The organism is Metabacillus kandeliae (assembly GCF_021166585.1).
GTDB lineage: Bacteria > Bacillota > Bacilli > Bacillales > Bacillaceae > Metabacillus_B > Metabacillus_B kandeliae.
Window position 1 is genome coordinate 381,206 of the sequence record NZ_JAJOZE010000002.1, and the last position, 19,017, is coordinate 400,222.

General features: G+C 46.9%; 23 protein-coding genes and 1 riboswitch. Of the genes, 8 read left to right on the plus strand and 15 right to left on the minus strand.

Translation table 11 applies throughout. The features are described from left to right. Positions 1-94: 94 nt before the first annotated feature. Positions 95-1,351, minus strand: a complete 1,257-nt coding sequence (locus LRR81_RS08990; protein ID WP_231789014.1) for an MFS transporter — start codon at positions 1,349-1,351, stop codon at positions 95-97. A 177-nt stretch (positions 1,352-1,528) separates the two neighbouring features. On the opposite strand from LRR81_RS08990, the gene LRR81_RS08995 reads away from it, so the two are divergent. Next, positions 1,529-1,969, plus strand: a complete 441-nt coding sequence (locus LRR81_RS08995) for a GNAT family N-acetyltransferase (RefSeq protein WP_231789015.1) — start codon at positions 1,529-1,531, stop codon at positions 1,967-1,969. 26 nt (positions 1,970-1,995) lie between these two features. Here the strand turns inward: LRR81_RS08995 and LRR81_RS09000 are convergent, their stop codons facing one another. Further along, positions 1,996-2,937 carry a diacylglycerol kinase gene (locus LRR81_RS09000; protein ID WP_231789016.1) on the minus strand — a complete coding sequence of 314 codons (942 nt, stop codon included), beginning with the start codon at positions 2,935-2,937 and terminating at the stop codon, positions 1,996-1,998. Between the two features lie 441 nt (positions 2,938-3,378). Further along, positions 3,379-4,044, minus strand: a complete 666-nt coding sequence (locus tag LRR81_RS09005; RefSeq protein WP_231789017.1) for a vWA domain-containing protein — start codon at positions 4,042-4,044, stop codon at positions 3,379-3,381. 312 nt (positions 4,045-4,356) lie between these two features. On the opposite strand from LRR81_RS09005, the gene LRR81_RS09010 reads away from it, so the two are divergent. Together LRR81_RS09010 and LRR81_RS09015 are read left to right on the plus strand one after the other, a co-directional pair. Further along, complete coding sequence (locus LRR81_RS09010) at positions 4,357-5,583, plus strand: MFS transporter (protein ID WP_231789018.1); 1,227 nt, start codon at positions 4,357-4,359, stop codon at positions 5,581-5,583. Between the two features lie 20 nt (positions 5,584-5,603). Continuing rightward, complete coding sequence (locus LRR81_RS09015) at positions 5,604-6,080, plus strand: DinB family protein (protein ID WP_231789019.1); 477 nt, start codon at positions 5,604-5,606, stop codon at positions 6,078-6,080. 326 nt (positions 6,081-6,406) lie between these two features. Here LRR81_RS09015 and LRR81_RS09020 read toward each other — a convergent pair whose 3' ends face one another. Together LRR81_RS09020 and LRR81_RS09025 are read right to left on the minus strand one after the other, a co-directional pair. Beyond that, complete coding sequence (locus LRR81_RS09020; protein WP_231789020.1) at positions 6,407-6,805, minus strand: hypothetical protein; 399 nt, start codon at positions 6,803-6,805, stop codon at positions 6,407-6,409. Positions 6,806-6,917: 112 nt separating this feature from the next. Continuing rightward, positions 6,918-8,096 carry a YhgE/Pip domain-containing protein gene (locus LRR81_RS09025; RefSeq protein WP_231789021.1) on the minus strand — a complete coding sequence of 393 codons (1,179 nt, stop codon included), beginning with the start codon at positions 8,094-8,096 and terminating at the stop codon, positions 6,918-6,920. Between the two features lie 175 nt (positions 8,097-8,271). Between LRR81_RS09025 and LRR81_RS09030 the strand changes: the two genes are divergently transcribed. Continuing rightward, positions 8,272-8,883, plus strand: a complete 612-nt coding sequence (locus LRR81_RS09030) for a TetR/AcrR family transcriptional regulator (RefSeq protein WP_231789022.1) — start codon at positions 8,272-8,274, stop codon at positions 8,881-8,883. A 32-nt stretch (positions 8,884-8,915) separates the two neighbouring features. Here LRR81_RS09030 and LRR81_RS09035 read toward each other — a convergent pair whose 3' ends face one another. Continuing rightward, positions 8,916-9,419 carry a DinB family protein gene (locus tag LRR81_RS09035; protein WP_231789023.1) on the minus strand — a complete coding sequence of 168 codons (504 nt, stop codon included), beginning with the start codon at positions 9,417-9,419 and terminating at the stop codon, positions 8,916-8,918. A gap of 79 nt (positions 9,420-9,498) precedes the next feature. On the opposite strand from LRR81_RS09035, the gene LRR81_RS09040 reads away from it, so the two are divergent. Continuing rightward, positions 9,499-9,960 (plus strand): WapI family immunity protein, encoded by a 462-nt coding sequence (locus LRR81_RS09040; RefSeq protein WP_231789024.1) that lies wholly within the window; start codon positions 9,499-9,501, stop codon positions 9,958-9,960. Positions 9,961-9,989: 29 nt separating this feature from the next. Here LRR81_RS09040 and LRR81_RS09045 read toward each other — a convergent pair whose 3' ends face one another. From LRR81_RS09045 to LRR81_RS09055, 3 genes are all read right to left on the minus strand, one after another. After that, entirely contained in the window at positions 9,990-10,418 is a 429-nt protein-coding gene (locus tag LRR81_RS09045) for a hypothetical protein (RefSeq protein ID WP_231789025.1), read from the minus strand. A gap of 20 nt (positions 10,419-10,438) precedes the next feature. Further along, positions 10,439-11,173, minus strand: coding sequence for a gamma-glutamyl-gamma-aminobutyrate hydrolase family protein (locus LRR81_RS09050; protein WP_231789026.1), 735 nt, complete (start codon positions 11,171-11,173; stop codon positions 10,439-10,441). Positions 11,174-11,242: 69 nt separating this feature from the next. Further along, the gene (locus LRR81_RS09055) at positions 11,243-11,743 is read right to left on the minus strand and encodes a DinB family protein (RefSeq protein WP_231789027.1); all 501 of its coding nucleotides are present in this window, start codon (positions 11,741-11,743) and stop codon (positions 11,243-11,245) included. Between the two features lie 129 nt (positions 11,744-11,872). Continuing rightward, a riboswitch (TPP riboswitch) is annotated at positions 11,873-11,976 on the plus strand. A 98-nt stretch (positions 11,977-12,074) separates the two neighbouring features. Between LRR81_RS09055 and tenA the strand changes: the two genes are divergently transcribed. Together tenA and LRR81_RS09065 are read left to right on the plus strand one after the other, a co-directional pair. Then, on the plus strand, positions 12,075-12,743 hold the full coding sequence (gene tenA, locus LRR81_RS09060) for a thiaminase II (protein WP_231789028.1): 669 nt from the start codon (positions 12,075-12,077) through the stop codon (positions 12,741-12,743). A gap of 15 nt (positions 12,744-12,758) precedes the next feature. Next, complete coding sequence (locus tag LRR81_RS09065) at positions 12,759-13,739, plus strand: ABC transporter substrate-binding protein (protein WP_231789029.1); 981 nt, start codon at positions 12,759-12,761, stop codon at positions 13,737-13,739. A 47-nt stretch (positions 13,740-13,786) separates the two neighbouring features. Here the strand turns inward: LRR81_RS09065 and LRR81_RS09070 are convergent, their stop codons facing one another. Together LRR81_RS09070 and LRR81_RS09075 are read right to left on the minus strand one after the other, a co-directional pair. Then, complete coding sequence (locus tag LRR81_RS09070; RefSeq protein WP_269448569.1) at positions 13,787-14,410, minus strand: MarC family NAAT transporter; 624 nt, start codon at positions 14,408-14,410, stop codon at positions 13,787-13,789. Positions 14,411-14,441: 31 nt separating this feature from the next. Next, positions 14,442-15,185, minus strand: a complete 744-nt coding sequence (locus LRR81_RS09075; RefSeq protein WP_231789030.1) for a gamma-glutamyl-gamma-aminobutyrate hydrolase family protein — start codon at positions 15,183-15,185, stop codon at positions 14,442-14,444. A gap of 96 nt (positions 15,186-15,281) precedes the next feature. On the opposite strand from LRR81_RS09075, the gene LRR81_RS09080 reads away from it, so the two are divergent. Further along, positions 15,282-15,779, plus strand: a complete 498-nt coding sequence (locus tag LRR81_RS09080) for a DinB family protein (protein WP_231789031.1) — start codon at positions 15,282-15,284, stop codon at positions 15,777-15,779. On the opposite strand, the gene LRR81_RS09085 is transcribed toward LRR81_RS09080, so the two are convergent. The 4 genes from LRR81_RS09085 to gatB form a co-directional block, all read right to left on the minus strand. Then, positions 15,736-16,614 carry an AraC family transcriptional regulator gene (locus LRR81_RS09085; protein WP_231789032.1) on the minus strand — a complete coding sequence of 293 codons (879 nt, stop codon included), beginning with the start codon at positions 16,612-16,614 and terminating at the stop codon, positions 15,736-15,738. The genes LRR81_RS09080 and LRR81_RS09085 overlap by 44 nt on opposite strands. Before the next feature lie 87 nt (positions 16,615-16,701). Further along, positions 16,702-16,845 carry a hypothetical protein gene (locus tag LRR81_RS09090; RefSeq protein ID WP_231789033.1) on the minus strand — a complete coding sequence of 48 codons (144 nt, stop codon included), beginning with the start codon at positions 16,843-16,845 and terminating at the stop codon, positions 16,702-16,704. 19 nt (positions 16,846-16,864) lie between these two features. Continuing rightward, complete coding sequence (locus LRR81_RS09095) at positions 16,865-17,128, minus strand: hypothetical protein (protein WP_231789034.1); 264 nt, start codon at positions 17,126-17,128, stop codon at positions 16,865-16,867. Between the two features lie 448 nt (positions 17,129-17,576). Continuing rightward, complete coding sequence (gene gatB / locus LRR81_RS09100; protein WP_231789035.1) at positions 17,577-19,007, minus strand: Asp-tRNA(Asn)/Glu-tRNA(Gln) amidotransferase subunit GatB; 1,431 nt, start codon at positions 19,005-19,007, stop codon at positions 17,577-17,579. Positions 19,008-19,017 lie beyond the last annotated feature (10 nt).

Sequence of the window (19,017 nt, forward strand, 5' to 3'; positions counted from 1 at the left end):
ACCAGGAATTTTAATTTATATTATAGCAAACAGTTGCTGAAGACGATTTCAAATTTTTAAGCAATAAAAAAAAAGACTTGCTGCAGCGCAAGTCTTAAACAGTTTCTCTCTGTTTCCCCTCTTCTTTTAACAATAAGGCCCCTGTAAGTCCGAGCAGTGAAAACAAGACGGGAATCAGAAAGCCGTAATGATACCCTTCATTGGCAGCTGCAGCCGGGAAAAGATCCAACACCTGGCCGAACACAATCGGCAGAAGCACTGCGCTTAGGAAGCCCCCCATGTTGGAAAAGCCTGAAATCACGCCAACTTCTTCAACGCGGAAAGAACTTCTTACGGCAGCAAACGTCAGAGAGCTCGCCCCATTGCCAAATCCGATCACAACGAACAAGGAAACGGCTACTATAAAGGATGGGTTCGTACCTGTCAGAAACAGCCCGCACCAGCTCAGGAACACAATCAGATGAACGAGCGAATAGATTTTTTTAATGACCCCGAGCCGACTTGTGATCCAGCTGATCAGCGGCCCGCCAATCATGGCCCCAATCAATCCGTACATCATAAGCTGGCTTGCCGCTGACCGCGACAGACCGAACACATGAATTCCGTAAGGCACCCCCCATGAACCGATAAATCCTATGTACGTGCCAACCACACCAAAATGGCAAAGAAAGGTTGCCCATGCCTGACGGGCGGCGAACATTCTTTTCAATATCGACCAGACGCTTTCAGGGGCCTTTTCAGGAACCTTCTTGATTTTTTCTTCCTCTTTAAAAGTCTTTTTAGGTCTCGCTACTAAAATGTAATGCAAGAGGGAAGCTGTCACCAGCAGCACAATTCCAATAACAAGAAACGGCTGTCTCCAGCCTGCAGCGGAAATCCAGGCAGAATAAGGGAACGTGGCGGTTAAAGCGCCGATGCTCCCCGCGAGCGACACCATTCCCATCAGCTTAATAAACTCCCCTGCCTTAAACCACCCGCTAAAAATTAATATGACATTCACAAAAATCGCTGCATCCCCAAGTCCTGCCAAAAAACGCGCAAAAATCAGCAGCCCTTCATTTGGCGCCAGGCTGAAAATCAAACAGCCAATCCCGTTCAGCAGGGTCCCTGCAATTAAAAACCGGTTCGGCCCAAAACGATCGGATAAAAGTCCAACAGGAATCTGCAGCCCTGCATACGCAAAAAACTGAATGCTGCTCATCAATCCAATCACAGCAGCTGACACATGAAACTCACTCATCAGCGTATCTGTCACAAGACCCGGTGCTGTCCGCTGGCTTACAATCACGAAGTATGCAAATAATGAAATGCTGAGCACCAGCCATCTGTAGCGGCTCTCTTGTTTGTTCATAGCTCATGCTCCCCTTTTAGGTAAAAATGATATCTTATTTAAGTTTAGCCATTCAGAGTTTATTAATCCAGAGCCATTTTGGTTAACGCTTTTTCATAAAATAAAAAATACTTCATCATCCCAAAAGGCCCTACATAAATTGAATACAGGTGATCCGCGTGACAGGGGTGTTGGAGCTTGTACATTCGAAGAGCATACCGCCATGAAACGAACGATTTGCTGAAAATGACAATGCTGGTCGTGAAGGAAAGCACGATGGGGTATCAGGAAAACAATGAGAAAAAGACTTATGATATGTTTGCGCCGCTTTTGCAGAGCGGTGCCTATTATTTAATTTCTGCCGAGAACAATACGCTCACAGGCTGGGTTTTGATCGGCAAGGATTATACTGCGATCAACGACATTCCGGCAGGCGGCATCTTTTCCTTGTTTGTCTTCCCTGAGTACCGCAAGCTCGGCGTTGGAAAACAGCTCATGCAGGCTGCGATTGCGGAGTTAAAAGAGCAAAACTACCAGAAGGTTCTTCTCAATGTATTTGCGGGAAACCCTGCGAAAAGGCTGTATCAAGAGCTTGGCTTTCGGGATGTATCAAGCATCATGGAATTAAATTTGGACTAACAAAAAGACAGCCTTGGGGCTGTCTTTTAATGTGCAATATCCTCATGCTCTTCTGTCTGGTTCTCAAGCTCATCCGATTTCTCTTTCGGCATGATAATTTCAATGTGGCGGTACAGGTTTTCAAATTCAGCCGGCAGATCCCCGCCATATTCTCCGTCCAGGTTCAGCTGCATCTTCTCATTTGATGTGACCTTAATTTTGTTCGCCTTTGTATAAATGATCAAATCATCATTCATATGCTCACCGCGCATTGCCGCTGAAGCCACACGGATAAACTCTGCAAGATTTGCTTTTTTCAGGATAATCAAATCAAACAGCCCGTCATTCAAGCTGGAATCCGGTGCAAGCTTTTCAAAACCGCCGACAGAGTTTGTCAGCGAAACGAGGAACAGCATAACCTCGCCTTCAAACCGGTTGCCATCATACTCAATCACTACTTCAGACGGCCGGATCGACGGCAGCATTTCGATTCCCTTTAAATAGTAAGCGAGCTGCCCCATCATCGTCTTCAGCTTGCTCGGCACTTCATACGTAAGCTCTGTCAGGCGCCCGCCGCCGGCAATGTTGATGAAGTACGTGCCATTCACTTTCCCAACATCAATCGCATGCGCTTTCCCTTCAATAATCGCGTCGGCTGCCGCCAATATATCATCTCGCGGCACAGCAATCGCCCTCGCAAAGTCATTTGTCGTGCCGACAGGAATAATCCCCACCTGAGGACGCTTCTCAAATCCGGAAAGCCCGTTAATCACTTCGCTCACCGTACCGTCGCCTCCTGCAGCTACAACGAGGTCATACTCCCGCTCCGCAGCAAGCTTCGCCGCCTCTGTTGCATCACCCTCGCACGTCGTACAATGGCAGGACGTCTCATACCCTGCCGCTTCAAACTTCATTAAAACATCAGCAAGAAAACGCTTGAACGCTTCTCTCCCTGAAGTCGGATTATAAATAATTCGCGCTCGTTTCATATCGCCATCATCCTACTTTATAGTATGGTAAATTACTTGTTAAAAAAAGGCATACTCTCTTACCATCCCCTAATTGAGGGATTTCGAAACCAGGGTTTTGGGATTTGGGGGCTGTGGGGGGTGCAGGTCTCTGTCCCCAATATAGGGAGGAGCCTGTCCCCCAGTTCTGTGCAACACTAAAGACCTGACCCCACTTTTTAGAGTGCTTGCAGCCCAAGGATTCTAAATAGAATGCACCTGTCCTTTTATGCGGTAACGGAACAAGGGACAGGTTACTGAAGGCAGTCCCCTGTCCCCCGCTGGACTGCCGTAAGAAAGGTGTGTCCCTTTAATTCATTTTCTTTAGAGCCCCAGCGGTTCTGAGGCAGCTGCCTCTGTCCCCCGTTCCTTTACAGTATCAAGGGCCAGGTCCCCCATTGCTTAGGGGGACAGAGCCATCCATCAAAGTATCCCCTTCCCCCGGGCCTCCCCAATCCACATTGGAAACTCATTCAGCAGCTGGTCATACAATTCCTCATCACTCATCCGGTCAATGTCCGGCAAATGAAAAAAGTTCGCGTTGTCCACGACTCTTCCTTCCATTTCATCAAGCGTCCGCAGCACGTCAAAACTGCCGTTGCCTATGCCGATAAACTGCCAGAAAATCGGTTTGTCAGCAGAGTTTTTGACAAGCTTTTTAATGCCTGCTTTGCATCCTCCGTCATTAATGAAGACTACGAAGGACGGCAGACTGCCGGGATCGTCCATTAAGTATTTCTGAAGGATGTCCTTCATGACCTGCGGCTCTTCATTGCGTCCAAACTTATGTATTTGGTTGTTGTCCAGTATCTCTCTGTTAACGTAATTTTCGAAATCTCTTTCTGTCACAGCCGGCATTCTGCTGAATTCGTTGTCATAGACCCAAATATCCAGTTCCCCGTCATCATCAAACTGGCTCGCAACGGCCAGGACCCGCTCCACTACCTTTTGTACGGTTCCGTCCTTGTAAAGGTTCCGCATACTTCCTGAAATATCGAGCACAAGTCCGACCCGTGCTGTTACGTTTTGCAGATTTTTCTTTTCGAGCACAATGCGTGCTTTATCTTTAAGCAGACTGATTCCTGCCATTTGCTCATCCCCCTTTTTCTAAGCCTATACCCTTTTCTTCTTGTTACCCAATCTCTTTTACCAAAAATATCTATTTTTCCGTCATCTCAAATGTGACATTCATACCCTCAGAAGACAGAAATCAAGTCTTAAAGGCAGTTGCCGGAACATTCCAAATAAACTTATAATAAAGATATCCAAATTAAGGAGGACGACAATGATGCGACGACAGAGAAAGGGTCCTGTTTCTTAATCTGAACGGGGAGCTAGATGATTGATCTCCGTTTCAGATTCTCTCATGTATAAGAGAATAGCAGAATCGGAGGAAGTGGAATGAACGCGAGAAAGGTGTATTATTTGCTGTCAGGAGTCAGAGCATTCCTGCTTTACGTCGTGTTTACGGTAAATGCGATTTATTTTATTAAGGAAGCAGGGCTGAATCCTTTTCAGCTTGTGCTGGTCGGGACCATGATGGAGGTTTCGATAATGCTGTTTGAGGTGCCGACTGGATTTATTGCTGACAGGGTCAGCCGGAAGGCCTCTGTTGTGATCGGCATGTTTATTGTTGGAGCAGCACATCTTTTAGAGGGAGCCATTCCATCCTTTTGGGCAATCGCCCTTGCGTATGGCATTTGGGGGCTTGGCTATACGTTTTTCAGCGGTGCTGAGGAAGCCTGGATTGCAGATGAAGAGAAGGGCGAAGGGCTGCAAAAGCTGTTTTTGACGGGCTCGCAGTTTGCATCTCTCGGCAACTTTGCTGGCATTTTTGCAAGTGTTGCTCTGTCTTTTCTTTTTTCCGTGCAAACGGCGATTCTTCTTGCCGGAGGCGCCTTTCTTGTATTCGGCATCTGGCTCGCCATTTTCATGCCTGAACACCATTTTGAAAAAATGGAGCGGAATGATACGTCCCCTTTTCATCAGTTTGCCGCTGTTGTGAAAAGCGGTTACCAAACGGTAAGAGGCAGTACAATCCTTTTCGCGATGGCAGGTATTTCCCTTATGTGGGGCCTTGCAAGCGAAGGCTTTGACAGGCTTTGGGAGATTCATCTGATTCAAGGCTTGAAGCTTACGGAAAGCAGCGCTGTCCTCTGGTTCGGAATCATCAATGCGGTTGCGTTCCTTCTGCATATTGCGGTGGTTCAAGGCATTCAGCGCCGGGGAGAAGAGCTTCGCGAGCAGCAGCTCATCGGACTTTTAGGAGCCATGAATATTCTGCTTGTTCTCAGTATGATGGTGTTTGCTTTGGCAGGGCAGTTCTGGCTCGCTATTGCTTCTTACTGGAGCTGTGCACTTTTAAGAGGGCTCAACCATCCGCTTTACTCCATCTGGCTGAATCAGAAGCTTGAATCAAAGGGCCGGGCGACAATGCTGTCCCTTTTTGGGCAGCTTGATGCGATCGGGCAGATTGCCGGAGGGCCGGTTGTCGGTCTGATTGCTCTTTCATCCGTCTCGCTCGGACTCATTACGACGAGCCTCTTAACAATACCTGTTTTGTTCTTTTTGTGGATGGCAAGGCGGCAGCAAAAAAAGGCACTTCATCTTAAACAAAGCGCCGGTTAAACGAAAGGAGACGATTGTAAATGGAACACTTTCTTTTCGATCAGCAATCTTTTATCCGCGAACAAACGCTAAAGCTTGCTGACAGTGTATCAGAAGAATTGGCCGACCAAATCCCGGACGGCTTCCGCAACTCGATCCGTTGGAATCTTGGGCATATCTATGTTGTATGGGAACGTCATGCTTTTCAGTATATCGGAGAGCCGCTGGAGGTGCCGGACGGATACAGGGAGCTGTTTGAATACAACACAACCCCTCTCACCCAGCCGGCTGACATCCCTGTTCCTTCGCTGGAAGAAATCAAAGGATATTTAAGGGCACAGCCTGTACGGATGAAGGCTATCCTGTCAGACCGCCTGCAGGAAAAAATCGAACCGCCTTACACCACCTCTGCCGGCATGACTCTGGCATCGCCTGAGCAGTTTTTGAGCTTCGGTTTGTACCATGAAGGAATGCATCAGTCTGTGATTAAGCTTTATCAAAAGCTGCTTACTTTGTGAAGAAGCCGCCCGCTGGTTGCGGGCGGTTATTTTTTTATGGAGAGAAAAATGATAGAAAATTTGAGCAAAATCATGTGAAACAAGGCAAAAACAGCACCCATTTTGAGTTTCAAAGCCATTTTGCCCTCTCCAAATCGCTTTAGAGAGCCGTTTATATGCAGGTTTGGCGATTTTATTTGCAGCTTTTCGAATTTTATATGCGGGTTTTGAGATTTTACATGCGGGTTTTTGAAATTTATCTGCAGCTTAGGATGGATACGTGCGGCTTCATGGCTGTATGTGCGGCTTTCAGAGTTTATGTGCGGTTTCCTCTTACATAGTTGCCCTCAGAATTTAACAAAGGTAGTCACACTTCTCTTTGAAGCAATCGTACGCCTTGCCAGTTCTTCTTTCCATCTTTTCGAGTGCAGCTGGTATTCTCCGTATTGGTCTTTATACGTCTTTTTTAAGAGATTCACTGTTCGGGCTTCTTCTGGAAAATGATGTGACAATGGCTGTCCGTTCTTTCCTTCTTCAAATATGTACTGCTCCACAACATCTCCAAGTTCCATAAATGCATCTAAAAATGTAATAAATTCAATGTCTTCTCCGCCGCCTCCATAAACATAAGGGAGGGTAAAGGGCAAAAGATCTTTATAAGCTTCACCGGTTTGAAACGCAAAATTACCGTTTAAATGGAATTCTGAAATTGGCTTCAGCGTCGCAATAAAATGATGCCTAGTCATCACACACTCCCCTTTACTAGTTGTAATAAAAAATCGCATTCTAATATTTTACTATAAAGACCATCCTCTTCGAAAAAAAGAGCGAAACCCAAAAGGTCCCGCTCTCTCCCTATCAATTCCTCTCTACAGATGCTTCCTTCCTGCTTCCCCGCTGCAGCAGCGGCTTCACAAGCGCAAGCGCCATGACCGCAAAACACACAAGTCCAACGATCCCTAACACATATTGATTATCTCCAAGCCCGCGGCCATCGTAAAAGAAGATGCTGCGCAGCCCTTCTACGCTGAACCGGAACGGGGTCCAGGAGTAGAGCCATGTTTTCGTTACATCCGGCAGCATCTCAGGGGCAAGCGCGAGAACCGGATTGGAGAAGAAAAACAACAGTACAAGAATCGGCATGCCTCCAAATCCGAGCCAGTTCAACAGGGCTCCCTGCATGAGGAAGAACATGAAGGAGGCAAAGAGCATAAAACCGTACACAGCCCAGTAATCCGGAACATGCAGGTCAAGAACGCCCGCGGCAAGGTACAGCACGATCAGCGCGTTGACTGCTGTGAACACTGCCCCAGCCAGCAGCTGATATAAGAAGCCGATCGGCTTGATGGTATTGCTGTGGGCTTTTCTGACTGCTGTAAAAATAATGGCTGAGCTAATGAGCGTCGTAATCCAGATAATCTGCGTCAGCGTTGTCGGCGCATTCCCGCCGCCGCTGTTGTCGCCTGTTTGATGAATGGTATCTGTTTTCAATGCAATCGGATGGCCTGCAATTTTGGCCTGCTGTACTGATAGCGGTTTTTGCATTTTTTCAAATGGCATCAGCATTTGCTGCTGTACTTTGCCGTTAATGGCTTCAAAAATCTTCGGGAAAATTTGGCCGATGGCGTTGACGGCATTTTGGTTTTTCCCCTGGTTTAAGATCAGCTGTGCTTCTGCCTGCACAGGTTTTGGCGACATGAGAGAAGAAGATTTTGCTGAAAAGTCGCTTGGAATAACGAGGGCGGCATAGTAGTTTCTGTCGTCCATTCCTTTGACCGCTTTGTCTTTGCTGTCTAAAATGGTCCATTTAAACGGGAGATCCTTATTTTCTGTAAGCTGCTTTTTCAGCTCCTCCCCGATGTTCAGCTTCTCTTTTGTCGGCAGTGTGACGCCTTCATCCTTTACGACAAGGGCAACCGGCAGATCCTTTGGAGCAGGGTTTACGGTACTGCCAAGAAAAGCGAATGTAAAGATAATGGCAATAAGGGCAATTCCTATAAGGCCGAGCCACAGGATTTTCTGCTTAAAAAATGACATGTTCTTTCCCACCTTTTTATTAGACATATTGTCTTTTATCTATCAGTCTGTTCAATAAGATGGTAAGATAGATTGTGCAGGTGAGCAATACGCAATAAAGGATAAAATGATGGATATCAGACACTGGAAGGCAAAGTGTTGATCATCTTCCCGAAAATGGATAGGAGGCAGTAAAGTGTCTAATAAAAGTGATCTACGGGTGATCCGGACAACGAAAATGATTAAGGAAGCCTTTATCAGTCTTGTTTCTGAAAAAGGAATCGATGCGATAACAATAAATGATATTACGGAGCGTGCGCTGATTAACCGCGGAACCTTCTATCTTCATTTCAAGGATAAATATGATTTGCTTGATCAGATGACGGCAGAAACATTCGAGAACCTGGCAAAGAATCTTCGCCCTGCCACACATATTCAAAATGGCATTTTTATTCGGGCTAACCTTGAAAAATCGATATTTTCTGTTTTTCAAAGCATCTCAGAAAACCAAGCCTTTTATAAAGCCATGCTCGGAGAAAATGGCGTGCAGGATTTCAGCAATAAAATGCAGCAATTCTTATTGGGCCGGCTATCGCAGGTATATGATGAAATTGATTGGCCTAAAGCGGAAACCTCTCTTCCAAAGGAAATCTTCATGGCCTTTGTTAGCAATGCCTGCATGGGCATGTTCACATGGTGGGTGAAAAGCGGGATGAAGTATTCGCCGGAGTATATGGCGAAGAAGATATCAACGATTGTTTCGATGGGGCCTGTGAAAGCGGCAGGTTTAGAGGCTGATCATTCTTGAAAAAAGAACCCTTGGGAGAGGGCTCTTAGTCATTACAAAGGCGGATTTTCTACACCGAGCTTGATCCAGTCTTCTTTTGGAGGCCCATATACTCCAAAAGGCTTTAGCCCTGCCTGACGAATGAGGATAGTCACTTGTCCGCGATGATGAACAATGTGCTTAATCAGTCCCATCAGGATGGCAGCGTTGGACTCCTTCCTGCCGAAGGCTTCCTGTATGTGTGACAGCGTTTCATCCGTCCATTGGGCCTCGATCGCCTTCGCTGCCCTGCTGCTGACTGCTCTGAATGTTTCAGCGATCTCATTGGCTGAGGCCGGCACACTCGCTGCATTCTCTACCGCATCAATCTCAAGGCCGAATTTTGCTAAATAGTCTGGAATGTTCACAGTAAAATGCCATGCAATTCTTCCTAGCGTACGGCCACCCGGATAAACTTCCTGGCTGAGCGACTCATCGGTTAAGCCGTCCAATACATTTTGGGTGAGCACCTCTTCTTTGTTCCATTCTTTTAGAAAATCTGCAATCGTTTCATACATGGGTGATACCTCCTTTTTAATATGTATAATACTATTATAGAACGCTTGTTCCCAAATTAAAAGAGGAAAGATGAGTAATATGAATACAAATTTTGCAAACTATCCAACTGCAGAATTAAGCTCTCCAGATGGTACTCATTGTTTGAAGCTTGCTACATACAGCTTCGCCTATCCCGATGCAAAGGATTCGTATGACAGAGACTGGCATCGCAATCTTTTCTCCCTATCCCTCCCAGCCTTCACTGCAAGTATTGATGACATCATGATCGAGGGAACAGAAATGATGGCATTTCTGAAGGGACTGCAAAGTTTTCTGGCAAAAAAGCAGAAAGAAGTGTTCTTTGCACCGACCGAGCCTTACTTAGAATTGAATTTCGAGCGAAAAAGGAAAATCATTTTAGTGACTGGCGCTGTCCAGTATCCAGCTGGATGCGGCGCTCGGCTGGAATTTGAATTTGAAACAAGTATGGACAAGGGAGAATGGTTTGCTGCAGGCTTAGAAAAAATCCTGCAGCAATTTCCTCCTGTAAATAAGCTATAAAAAAAACAAGGGACACCATCCCTTGTTTTTTACCTGTCCGTCCTCGTCATAGCAGATTCATACCCGCCGCCCGGGTAAACCCACTTTCCGGAATTCACGGTCCCGTCACTGTTCCATTCTCCCTTGTAATAAGCAGGGGAACCAATACCTCCGCCCCAAATTGTGAGGGTGTCATCATCAATCTCATATGTGTAATCAAAGGTATTGCCGCTGTTATCATAAGCGCGGGATACGAGGTGCTCGCCCGGCTCCTCTGCACCGAATTCCTTTGTCAAGCCAATTACTTCTATTCCTTTGACTTGCCGTCCGCTATGGAGAAGGTCAAAATGCTGGATCATGAAGTACTTTCCTTCCATCCATTGAAAAGAAACTGTGCCTTCAATGTCAGGCCCTGAAACCTTCCATGTGCCGGCGAGCTTCTCCAGCCCGCTGAGTTTTTGATACGGCCCTTCTCTCAAGGGACACCTCCCTAGCTCTTTTAAACAGGCTCTGATGCCGCTTTTTCACATTCTTCCACAAAAACGTCAAACAGCTTTTGCATATTGTCATACTTTACAGCCATTTCTTCCGGATGCCATTGTACGCCAAGAACAGACCAGTCTGGATCCGTTCCTTCCACAGCTTCAATGACGCCGTCCGGTGCCTTGCCTGTCACCTTTAGTCCTTCCGCCACTTTTCCAAGCACCTGGTGATGCATGCTGTTGATTGGGACGAGTGTTTCGCCGAAAATTTCGTGAAGCCTGCTGCCTTCTTCCACATGCAGATCATGGGAAGCATTCGTACGAGGCCCTTCCTGATGATGCTTCAGCGGATCTTCAAATTCCCGTTCGATGTCCTGGATGAGATCGCCTCCAAGCGCTACATTTAAAGAGGCAATACCGCGGCATATGGCAAATACAGGAAGCTTTCTATTTTTGACTTCTGCCACAAGTGCTATTTCTGTTTCATCCCGTTCCAGTACAACTTTTCCGAGCTCAGGATCCGGATTTCCGCCGTAAGACTGAGGATCCACATCCTCCCCGCCGCTTAAGAGCAGACCGTCAATCACTTCTGCCCACGCCTTTGCCGCTTCTTCATTTCCAAGCGGCAAAATGACCGGGACACCGCCAGCACGAAGCACGGCTTCCGGATATTTTGAATGCACAAAGGAGTGGTCAATGCCGTGCACTTCTTTTGCCGATCCTGTTATTCCAATGATTGGTTTCTTACTCATATGTGTTTCCTCCCAGGTTCGTAGTTTATTGGTTCCATACCCTATCACCCAGAAAGATACACGTCAGATTTACCTCGGAGCCTCCATGCCCGCCAAAGCCCATTCCTCTTTTGAAGGACCATAAACGCCAGGAACCTGGATGCCTGCCTGCCGCATGAGGACTGTCATTTGCCCTCTGTGGTGGGTTTGATGCTGAATAATGAAATAAAGATGCATGCCGGCTGGCAGTATCATTTCAAAAAAAGGCCGCTCTTCCAGGAGGATTTCATCTGTCCACTGGTTTTCCACTGCTTCCGCCACTTGCTTTGCCGCTGTTTTATATTCGTTTGCAATTAAAGCAGCAGATTCAGGCACCTCATTGTCATGCTTCAGCCCTTCAACTTGCAGGCCGGCCCGTGCGGCAATACCCTTTGGCGCAACTGCAATATGCCATGCCAGACGCCCAAGCGACCAGTTTTCAGGGGTAATGACCTGCTTGAGCGAGTCATCTGTCATTCTGTCCATGACCTTCTGGGTTCTGTCCGTTTCAAGCTCCCACATGTTTAAAAAGCTATTTACAGTTTGAAACATGCTAATCCCCTCCGCTAATTTATTCGTTTTCTGTTTTCGAGGGGAATGCTTTTTTTCCTTCTTGAGAAACCATTTTCCCTTTACTATTTTTCCAGCAACAGATACCATTAACACATAACTTCATATTTTCTTAGTTGCTAGGGGTGCCCAATTGGGCTGAGATTGAACAATAGTTCTAACCCTTTGAACCTGAACTGGATCATACCAGCGGAGGGAAGCGCGGAAGCCTGCACACTTATTGTGTCTGGCTGTTTTTGGCCTATGTATCCAAGCCCGCTTATTTCTCCGGAGATAAGCGGGCTTTTTATATTTTAAAAAGGAGAGATTTGTCATGAAAGCATCAGAAAGACTTTTCGAAAAAGCAAAGCCTATTTTGGAGAAAACATTTCAGCATCCGTTTGTGGCCGGAATTGGGACAGGCGAGCTGCCGAAGGAATCCTTCATCCGCTACATGAAGCAGGATTATGTGTTTCTAGTTGATTACAGCAAGCTCTTTGCCATGGCCGCAGCCAAATCAAGGAACCTGGAAAGTATGGCGGCGTTCTCCCGAATTTTAAATAACACACTCATTGATGAGATGGAGCTGCACCGGCAATATGCCGCGCAGTTTGGTATTTCAAAAGAGGAACTGGAGGCTGTGAAGCCCGCTCCGTCAAACCTCGCTTATACCCGTTACATGCTGGCAGCAGGAAATGGCCCTCTTGAGGAGCTCATTGCCGCAGTCCTCCCTTGCATGTGGAGCTACTGGGAAATCGGCAAGATGCTGAAGGAGAAGTACCCCGGATCTGACAGTCATCCGTTTTACGGCGAATGGGTTTCCTCCTATGCATCAGAGGAATTCGGGGAGCTTGCCTGCTGGCTGAGGGACCTGCTGGACGAGCTTGCACATGGAAAAAGCGAACGCGAGCTGGCGGTTCTGGAGGAGCATTATATCACAGCATCACAGCTTGAATACTTGTTTTGGGAAATGGCTTATAAAGGCGAGGAATGGCCAGTTTAAGAGGAGGAAACTTACATGAAATTATTGATGGCAATCCTGTTCAGCACGATGCTTGTAATAAGCGGCTGCAGCGCCGGCTCAGGTTCATCCCATTTGCAGAAGGTCACCGTTATGCTCGATTGGTATCCGAACGCGGTTCACTCTTTCCTTTATGCGGCAAAGGAAAAAGGCTATTTTAAAGAACAGGGCCTTGATGTGCAGTTTCAGATGCCTTCAAGCACAAATGACCCGCTGAAGCTTGCAGCAGCAGGGCAGGTGGATATGGCCCTGTCCTATCAGCCTGCTATCCTGATGGCGCGCGACGAGGGCATTCCAGTTCAATCTTTTGCAGCAGTCGTCCGCCATCCGCTGAATTATTTAATGGTGCCGGAAAACAGCAGCATCCGCTCGCCAAAAGACCTGGAGGGAAAATCAGTCGGCTACCCGTCCTCACCGCTTGATGAAGCCTTGATCAAAACAATGGTCAAAACGGACGGCGGGGATCCGGATAAAGTAAAAATGACCGACATCGGCTTTAATCTGATCCCTTCAATGGCAACCAATAAGGTTGACTCGATGATCGGCGGCTTCATCAATCATGAAAAGCTGCTGCTGGACAAACAAAAACACCCCGTCCGGGTGATCAATCCTACACAATACGGGGTGCCGGATTACGAAGAACTCGTCATGGCAGCCAGCGAAAAGTCTTTAAAGGAAAAACCTGAGGTCTACAAAAAAATGATGGCCGCGATGGCAAAAGGGCAGGAATATGTTGAGAAGCACCCTGATGAAGGACTGTCTATACTGCTGCAAAACGAGGAGGAATCTTCTCCTTTGGACCCTCAGGTTGAAAAAAAGAGCCTGCACATGCTGCTTCCGATGATGAAAGAGGACGGCAAGCCGTTTGGGTATCAGGAGGACCGTTCTTGGGAGGATGTGGCGGATTGGCTTTATGAGAGCAAGGTGACGAAGAAGAAGGAGGATGGGAAACGGGCGTTTATTAATGTGGAGGAATAAGTCATTGAATATAAAAAACTGCAATTACCCCGATTGCAGTTTTCTTTTTACAAATGCGGAAACAGTCCATGCACCCCGTCCGCAATCATCTGAATCGCCATAACCGCCAAAATCAAACCCATCAGCCTCGAAATAACATTAACCCCGCTCTGACCAATCCTTCTAATAATCGGACTTGAGTAGGCAAATAGAAAATAAGTGGCAACAAGAATGACCGTGTAACTGATGCAGACACCGAGTAAATTCGCTACGTTATGGCCTGAGGTCCGCGCCATAACGGTTGCGATTGTACCTGGACCTGCCATGATTGGCAGTGCAAGCGGGGTAATGGAGATATCCTCTCTAGCTTCCGCCTCTGCCTTTTCATGCGAGTGCGGGCTTTGCGCCTGTGAAGTCTTTGCGTGAAGGAGGTTAAAGGCGATGCCAAAGATCAGGATTCCGCCTGCAACCCGGAAGGCATGTATGGTGATGCCGAAAACCGAGAAAATTAAATTTCCCAGAAACAAAAAAACTGTCAGGATAATAAACGAAACGATGGCTGCTTTTCTTGCTGTATTTTTTCTGCTCTGCTGGTCGTATTCAGATGTTAAAGAGATAAAAATTGGAATATTCCCGAGCGGATTCATAACAGCGAAAAATGATAGCGCAAGTGTAAAAATGGATGCGAACAATGTGTCTCCTCCTTTCCCTCCGGCGATAACATTAATTACCCATGTGTTTTTTGCTTTTAAACGCTCTGGCATCAACAATGAATGCTTCAAAAAGCTTTCTCATTCCTGCGTCCTCTGCCGACATTTCTTCTGGATGCCACTGCACAGCAAGGAGCGGCCAGTCAGGTTCAGTGCATTCCAGCACCTCTGTAATTCCATCAGGTGCTTTTCCTGCAATTCTTATCCCTTCCGCCAGCTTTCCGAATGTCTGGTGATGGAGGCTGTTAACATCAATCTCTGTTTTCCCAAGAATCCGCGACAGCCTGCTCCCATCTTCAAGTCTCACAGAATGGGAGGCTTCAGGCCTTCGAACGGTCTGTTTGTGCTGCAGCGGATTGCGGCACATCTCGCCAATATCCTGAATCAGTGTGCCTCCGAATGCCGTATTCAGCATTTGAGCGCCTCTGCAGATCGCGAATACCGGAAGCTTTTTTTCCTTTGCACGATGAATCAATGCCATTTCCATTTCGTCCCGTTCAATGCAGGTGGTACCAGTCAGCTCATGCTTCTCTTCTCCGTAAAATCCTGGATCAATGTCTTCCCCGCCGCTCAGAAGGAGCCCATCGCATATTTCCATCCAGTCACGAGCAGCCTCTGGACTGCCTGATGGAATGACGGCCGCCACCCCACCCGCTGCTTCGACAGCTTCTATGTAGCGTAAATTTAAATGAATGCTCGGCAGCTTGTTATATAAAACATTTGAGCAGGTGATGCCAATTACTGGTTTTCCATGCATAACGATCCCTCCCCTTATATGTTACCCAATGATGCTATTTTGAAAGGATAATTCCATGCAAATAAAGAATTTCCTTTGTAAAAGGAGGGGTTGTATTTGAAACAGCGCCAGGAAATTTTTTTCAGCCAGCTGCAAAGCCACCGGGATTACTTGCTGCATACCGTTAAGGATGTCACACAAGAGGAAGCCGATATCATTCCAAATGGGTTCAGCAACAGCATCCGCTGGAACCTCGGGCATGTCTATACGGAACAGTACATGTGGCTTGAGAGCCTCACAAAAGAGCGCGCGGGAATACCTGAAGCATTTGGTCAATGGTTTGGGTGGGGAAGCTCTCCCAAAATCTTTACAGAGGAAACCCCGTCATTTGAACAGCTGAAACAGCTGCTGAAGGGCCAGATCAGCAGCATTAAGGATCAATATGAGGGGCGTCTTGAGGAGGAGTTTGAACCGACAGAGATTCGGAAACTGACAACAATTGAGCAGGTGCTCCTTTGGACTTCTTTTCACGAAGGCATGCACTTGCAGGGTATCTCAGACTTAAAAAGAATTATTCGGATAATTGAACAACAGGAATCCAAATTTCGCTTTTAAAAAGAGGGACCGTCACATCCTTGTCCTGGTTCCAGAGAATTTCCGGTCCTTCCTTCTGTTCATAGCCTGATCCCGGAAACCATTCCGAGTAGATGCGGCCCCATACATTCTGCAATGCTTCAGGGAAAGGACCCTCTGCTTCAAAAACGGCCCATTGTGAGCTCTTCACCTCTAAAGTTTGGAAATGGGGCGGGCAATCCTTTGTGGTTGCGGCCCCAATGCAGTGATCCAGCTCTCCCTTTTCTCCCATTCTTCCTTCTGAAAAGTTGCCCGATGCGCTGATCAAGCCCCTCGGTTCTGTATTTGACAGTGCCTTCAGCTCCTGGATCATTTTTTCATCAAGACTCCTCCACATAGCATCTATAGCAGGGTTCACCCCTTCAAACACAATCGGCACCCTTTTTTTCAGCCCGGCAATGCGGAAAGCCTCCTTTTCTACAATGCGGTATCTCACTTCACTGCCTCCTTTAACGGATAAGTGAAAGGAAATTGGCGGATAGGCCTTCACGGAATGTCCGCTGCTCCTTGCCTCAGACGGCGTAATGCCATGAAATTGCTGAAAAGCTCTCCCGAAGGAATCAGCTGAGCTGTAGCAGTACTTCACTGCAATATCAAGCACCCGGCTGTTCCCGGTACGCAGGTCCGTTACTGCACGGGTCAGCCTTCTCCTCCTGATATAGTCCGACAGCGGCACCCCTGCAAGAAACGAAAACATCCGCTTAAAATGAAACTCCGAGCAATACGCAAGCCGAGCCGCTTCCTTCACATTGATTTCTTTATCCAGATTTTCCTCTAAGTACTTAACCGCTGCATTCATTCCTGCCAGCATATCCATTTTCCAGCCTCCTTTCCCATATAAGAGTAGCAGTTTGAGCAGTGATGCATCCGACTTTTCGGGAGCAAAAAAAGAATGCCGAGGCATTCAATGTTTAAAGAAAAGGTCATATATCATGTAACCGGCGATGCCAAGCATAATAATAACTCCACCCGCAGTGGGACTGCCGTAAAATGCTCTGTTCAGTCCGTCAGAATCCTCTATCCTGCTGTCTTTCTTTTCTTTCTTCATCCCTTTTCCCCCATTCCGGTTATACAGCACCCATGATAGAGACGAAATTAATGGCAAAGTACAAAATTGGCAGCAGCAGGACAAAAGGGAGAAACTTCAGCAGCCCTGTTTCCTTTTTAATAATGGATCGGATGGCCAGTACAAGTGATGCGATGACACAGAGAATGCCCGCCGCCAGCACCGTGTAATTTTGAAGCCAGCCGGCAATTGAGGTGAATGGAGCAAAAGTGAGGACAAAGCCAGCAATACTTAGAACAGCCGCTATCATGCCGAGTTTTATCATCTCTGTTCTCCTGTTTTTGATTGCATTTTACCATATATTGTAACATTAAAAAAGAGTCTGTTTTATTCAATAAATGCTTAAAAAATGCCTATTCAGCACACTTTTTCCTTATTTTCATCCATTTTAGGGCTTTAGAAGAGGATTGGAGCAAAAATCACAGCCATCAAAGAGTAAATTACCCCTTTTATATGCGGGTTTTGAGATTTTATATGCAGGTTTCAGACTTTTATTTGCAGGTTTTGGAAATTTATATGCGGGATTTTCAATTTTATTTGCAGGCTTACCCGCTTATATGCGGCTTGTGAGCTTTACCTTCAGGTTGGGAGGTTTATGTGCGGGCTGAACTGTTTACATGCGGGTTCAAAGGTTTATGTGCGCCTTCCAAAGTTTACTTGCGCCTCCAAATTCCCCCCACAAAAAAACCGCCGGACAAGCCGGCAGCTTTCTCTTATCGCTTATTAATTTCTTCCATCAAAATCTTATTCACCATTGGCGGGTTTGCTTGTCCTTTGGAGGCCTTCATGATCTGGCCGACCAGGAAGCCGATGGCGCGGTCTTTTCCGTTTTTGAAATCTTCAATGGATTGAGGATTTGCATCAAGTGCGTCTGTTACCATTTTGCGAAGAGCGCCTTCGTCAGAGATTTGGACAAGTCCTTTGTCTTTGACGATTTGCTCAGCGTTTCCGCCGTTTTCGATCAATTCCTTGAAAACTTTTTTCGCAATTTTAGAAGAAATGGTGCCTTTTTCGATCAGGCTGATCATTCCGGCAAGTCCTTCAGGAGTTAAAGCCACATCCGAAAGTTCTTTCTGTTCTGAATTCAGGTAAGCGGAAACCTCACCCATCAGCCAGTTGGACGCCTGCTTCGCGTCAGCGCCTTTTTCAACCGTTGCTTCAAAAAAGTCGGACATTTCCTTCGTTAACGTTAAGACCATTGCGTCATAAGCTGGAAGTCCAAGCTCTGATACGTAGCGGGCTTTCCTTTCGTCCGGAAGCTCTGGAATTTCCGCGCGGACGCGTTCTTTCCACTCGTCATCGATGTGAAGGTCAAGCAGATCCGGCTCAGGGAAGTAGCGGTAATCATCGCTTCCTTCTTTGACGCGCATGAGAAGCGTTTTGCCTGTTGATTCATCAAAGCGGCGTGTTTCCTGTTCGATGATGCCGCCTGAAAGCAGCACTTCAGCCTGGCGCTTTTCTTCATGCTCAAGGCCTTTGCGGACGAAGTTGAAGGAGTTCAGGTTCTTCAGCTCTGCTTTTGTTCCGAACTGCTCTTGTCCTACTGGACGCAGGGAAATGTTCGCATCGCAGCGTAGGGAGCCTTCTTCCATTTTGCAGTCAGAAACGCCTGTGTATTGAATGATGCTCTTCAGCTTTTCAAGGTAAGCATACGCTTCAGCCGGTGTACGGATGTCCGGCTCTGATACGATCTCAACAAGCGGTGTTCCCTGTCTGTTGTAGTCAACAAGAGAGTAGCCGTCGCCAGTGTGGTTCAGTTTTCCTGCGTCCTCTTCAAGGTGCAGGCGCGTGATGCCGATTCTTTTCTTTTTGCCTTCTACTTCAATCTCAATCCAGCCGTGCTCGCCGATCGGCTTATCAAATTGTGAAATTTGGTAAGCTTTCGGATTGTCCGGATAAAAGTAGTTTTTGCGGTCAAATTTCGTATCTGTCGCGATTTCACAGTTCAGCGCCATCGCTGCTTTCATGGCAAAATCCACAGCTTCTCTGTTTAAAACAGGAAGAACGCCTGGATAGCCAAGGTCGATAACAGATGTATTGGTGTTCGGCTCCGCTCCAAAGTGGTTTGGGGAAGCGGAAAAGATTTTGGAATTTGTTTTCAGCTCAACGTGGACTTCGAGTCCTATAACCGTTTCAAAGTTCATTTTTCCTCAC